Consider the following 3,470-nt stretch of genomic DNA (forward strand, 5'->3'; position numbering starts at 1 on the left):
GGACCTTGAAGAAGAGCTTGGCGACCTTATCAAGCGTTTGAATGACTATGAACTTCAACTCTTGCTAAGTGAAGAATACGATAAAAACAATGCAATTCTGGAACTCCATCCGGGTGCAGGCGGCACCGAGTCCCAGGACTGGGGCTCCATGCTGCTTCGCATGTATACCCGCTGGGGTGAGAAAAAGGGATTCAAAGTCGAGACGCTTGATTATCTTCCAGGGGATGAAGCAGGAATCAAGAGTGTCACACTTGCAATCAAAGGCCACAACGCTTACGGCTATTTGAAAGCAGAAAAAGGTGTTCACCGTCTTGTGCGTATTTCACCGTTTGATTCTTCTGGCCGCCGTCATACGTCATTCGTTTCATGTGAAGTAATGCCTGAGTTCAATGAAGAAATCGAAATCGAGATCCGTACAGAAGACCTTAAAATCGATACGTATCGTGCAAGCGGCGCCGGCGGTCAGCACATCAATACGACTGACTCCGCTGTCCGGATCACGCACTTACCGACTAACGTCGTCGTGACATGCCAGTCCGAGCGTTCGCAAATCAAGAACCGCGAATCTGCCATGAAAATGCTGAAAGCGAAGCTCTATCAGAAACGTATCGAAGAACAGGAACAGGAAATGGCTGAAATCCGCGGTGAGCAAAAGGAAATCGGATGGGGAAGCCAGATCCGTTCTTATGTTTTCCATCCTTACTCCATGGTCAAAGATCACAGAACCAACACGGAATCAGGAAACGTACAGGGCGTAATGGACGGCGATATCGATCCATTCATCAATGCGTATCTTCGTTCTAAAATCAAGTAATTCAAAAAGCTGAACCATTCCAATGCGGGAGGTTCAGCTTTTTTGTTGGATTAAAGTGGTGCCAGGCACAAAACGATTGAATTGTTCCTGGCACCAACACGCTCAAATTGTGCCAGGCACAAACCGGCTCGATTGTTCCTGGCACCAACACACTGAATTGTGCCAGGCACAAACCGGCTCGATTGTTCCTGGCACCAACACGCTGAATTGTGCCAGGCACAAACCGGCTCGATTGTTCCTGGCACCAACACACTGATTTGTACCAGGCACAAACCGGCTTGATTGTTCCTGGCACCAACACACTGATTTGTACCAGGCACAAACCGGCTCAATTGTTCCTGGCACCAACACACTGATTTATACCAGGCACAAACCGGCTCGATTGTTCCTGGCACCATTCAATTGAGCGGTGCCACGCAAAGATCAGGCTAAATGACTCCGGCTCAAATAACCTCAGTTGAACCAGGCACCCATTCCAATTACCCAAACCCCTTACCCCCAACCTAAATCAAACCGCCACACAAACAAAAACCACTCCACTCCTCTAACACTTTACCACGTCATTGAACTGTTATTTACACCTTTCAACACCCGTGCTATACTCTCAAAGGCTATAACAGGGCCTGCCTGAAGCGCTAAATTAAGCCTTGCATAGAGCAACATAAAGATAAATCAAATCAGTATGAGCCTATTCCATTCCACATCTACTAACTGTCATTCATACACATGTATGCAGTCAATGGATGATTTGGACAACTTGTACTCATACTATCAATACATATGCAGAAGGAGTCGTACGGAAATGAGTTTGAAGCAAAGACGTCGAGAGCAGTCATTTAATCCTCGGAAAGAGAAGTTTTTGGAGTATTTGTTTGTGGTGATCGGTTCAGCATTTGTAGCCTTAGCATTCAATGTGTTTTTACTTCCGAATGAGGTGGCCTCAGGGGGAGTCAGCGGGATTTCAACTATATTAAAGGGTCTTTTTGATTGGAAACCTGCATTTGTTCAGTGGGCATTCAACATACCATTATTCATTGCAGGCCTGATTTTCCTTGGGCTTCAATTTGGAGTGAAAACGGCGATCGGGACGATTTTTCTCCCGTTGGTCGTGTATTTGACGGAAGACTGGGAACCATGGACGGAAGACCCGCTGCTCGGAGCCCTGTTCGGAGGGATCGGAGTAGGGATCGGACTGGGGATTGTGTTCCGGGGTAAAGCCTCCACAGGCGGGACAGACCTTGCTGCACAGATTGTAAATAAATTCACAGGTCTGTCTCTTGGGACATGCGTGGCGATGATCGACGGGATGATTGTGCTGTCAGCAGCCATCGTCTTTGATATTGAGCGTGGACTATATGCACTCATTGGGCTGTATGTTACAAGCAAAACAATAGACCTCGTGCAGGTCGGGGTCAGCCGTTCCAAGATGGCACTTATTATCACCAACCGCCAGGAGGAAATACGTGAGGGAATTCTGAATAAGATTGACCGTGGTGTGACAAAACTATCTGCATACGGCGGTTTCACAGATGATGAGCGTCCGATCTTGATGGTTGTCGTTGATCAAACCGAATTCACAAAACTGAAACAACTGGTTAAAAGCATTGATGCTTCTGCATTTGTCGTCACAATGGATGCTTCAGAGGTATTAGGCGAAGGTTTCAAACGGGTATAAGCTTGGTATAATTATCTATAGGAGAAAGATTTCACCACGATCGATTTCTTACTCTTAAATTTTTTCCTAGGAGGAGAAAACATGAAGAAAAAGCTTTTAGGCATTCTTTTAGGAACTTCGTTAGTATTGGCAGCTTGCGGTGGAAATGATGGCGGAGACAGCACTGAAACAAGCTCGGGAAGTGTTGATGCCGAGAAAATCATCAACAACAAATGTACCAGCTGCCACGGCGGTAACCTCGAAGGCGGCATGGGACCGGCACTTAACGATGTTGGCTCCCGTTTAGACAAAGATCAGATTCTTGAAATCCTCGAAAATGGTAAAGGCCAAATGCCTGCAAATCTTGTAAAAGGCGAAGAAGCAGAAGCAGTTGCCGAATGGCTGGCGAATAAAAAATAAGACTGAAAAGGGGTATCCTGGAGACAGGGTCCTTTTTTTATGCCTTCATTTTCCAATTCATCCATAAAGCAATCTCCATCACCATAATCGTTCCCACCAATATCCACACATTTCATACACGCTTCTTTAAATCTATATGACAAACAAATTAAGCCTGTCAATTTACAGGAAGAACTCAGCTGACTCCTTCAAGTAATGGGTTTTAAAGCGAATCCCTTTATACCTTTTGCACTTGTTGTTAGTACCTGTTACTAGTTATAAATAACTAGATGAAACTCGAATTTTAGGTATTTTTGTCAATAAAAAAGGTAAATATTTCTCAAAAATGGCGTTTTTGAAATGAAAATGTAATAATTTTTTTCCTTAACATCGTAAGAAGTGATGTTATAATATTTCCGTGAGCGAAATTCGAGCAATTTCACCAATTTATGTCTAATTTGGTAGAGACGACTGAATTTTAGTCACGCATATTGTTGAAACAGCCAAGAGGGGAACTACATACTACAAATTAGGTGATTATATAATGATAGAAATGAAAGACGTCTATAAGCAGTATAACAATGGTGTTATGGCTGCGAATGG

At 44.3% G+C, this 3,470-nt stretch carries 3 protein-coding genes; all 3 read left to right on the forward strand.

The window, feature by feature from the left end; all coding sequences use genetic code 11:
- Window positions 1-814, forward strand: an 814-nt coding sequence (prfB, locus tag HP456_RS21450) for a peptide chain release factor 2 (RefSeq protein ID WP_172254893.1), incomplete at its 5' end; no start/stop codon positions are given.
- Between the two features lie 802 nt (window positions 815-1,616).
- Window positions 1,617-2,489 (forward strand): YitT family protein, encoded by an 873-nt coding sequence (locus tag HP456_RS21455; protein ID WP_172254894.1) that lies wholly within the window; start codon window positions 1,617-1,619, stop codon window positions 2,487-2,489.
- Between the two features lie 81 nt (window positions 2,490-2,570).
- The gene (gene cccB, locus HP456_RS21460) at window positions 2,571-2,888 is read left to right on the forward strand and encodes a cytochrome c551 (RefSeq protein WP_172254895.1); all 318 of its coding nucleotides are present in this window, start codon (window positions 2,571-2,573) and stop codon (window positions 2,886-2,888) included.
- The last annotated feature ends 582 nt before the right edge of the window (window positions 2,889-3,470 follow it).

The organism is Bacillus haikouensis (assembly GCF_013179555.1).
Taxonomy (GTDB): domain Bacteria; phylum Bacillota; class Bacilli; order Bacillales; family Bacillaceae_B; genus Rossellomorea; species Rossellomorea haikouensis_A.

Bases quoted from the DNA above. Each gene is read 5' to 3' on its own strand.
- cccB (WP_172254895.1), top strand. From the start codon at position 2,571: ATGAAGAAAAAGCTTTTAGGCATTCTTTTAGGAACTTCGTTAGTATTG.
- HP456_RS21455 (WP_172254894.1), top strand. From the start codon at position 1,617: ATGAGTTTGAAGCAAAGACGTCGAGAGCAGTCATTTAATCCTCGGAAA.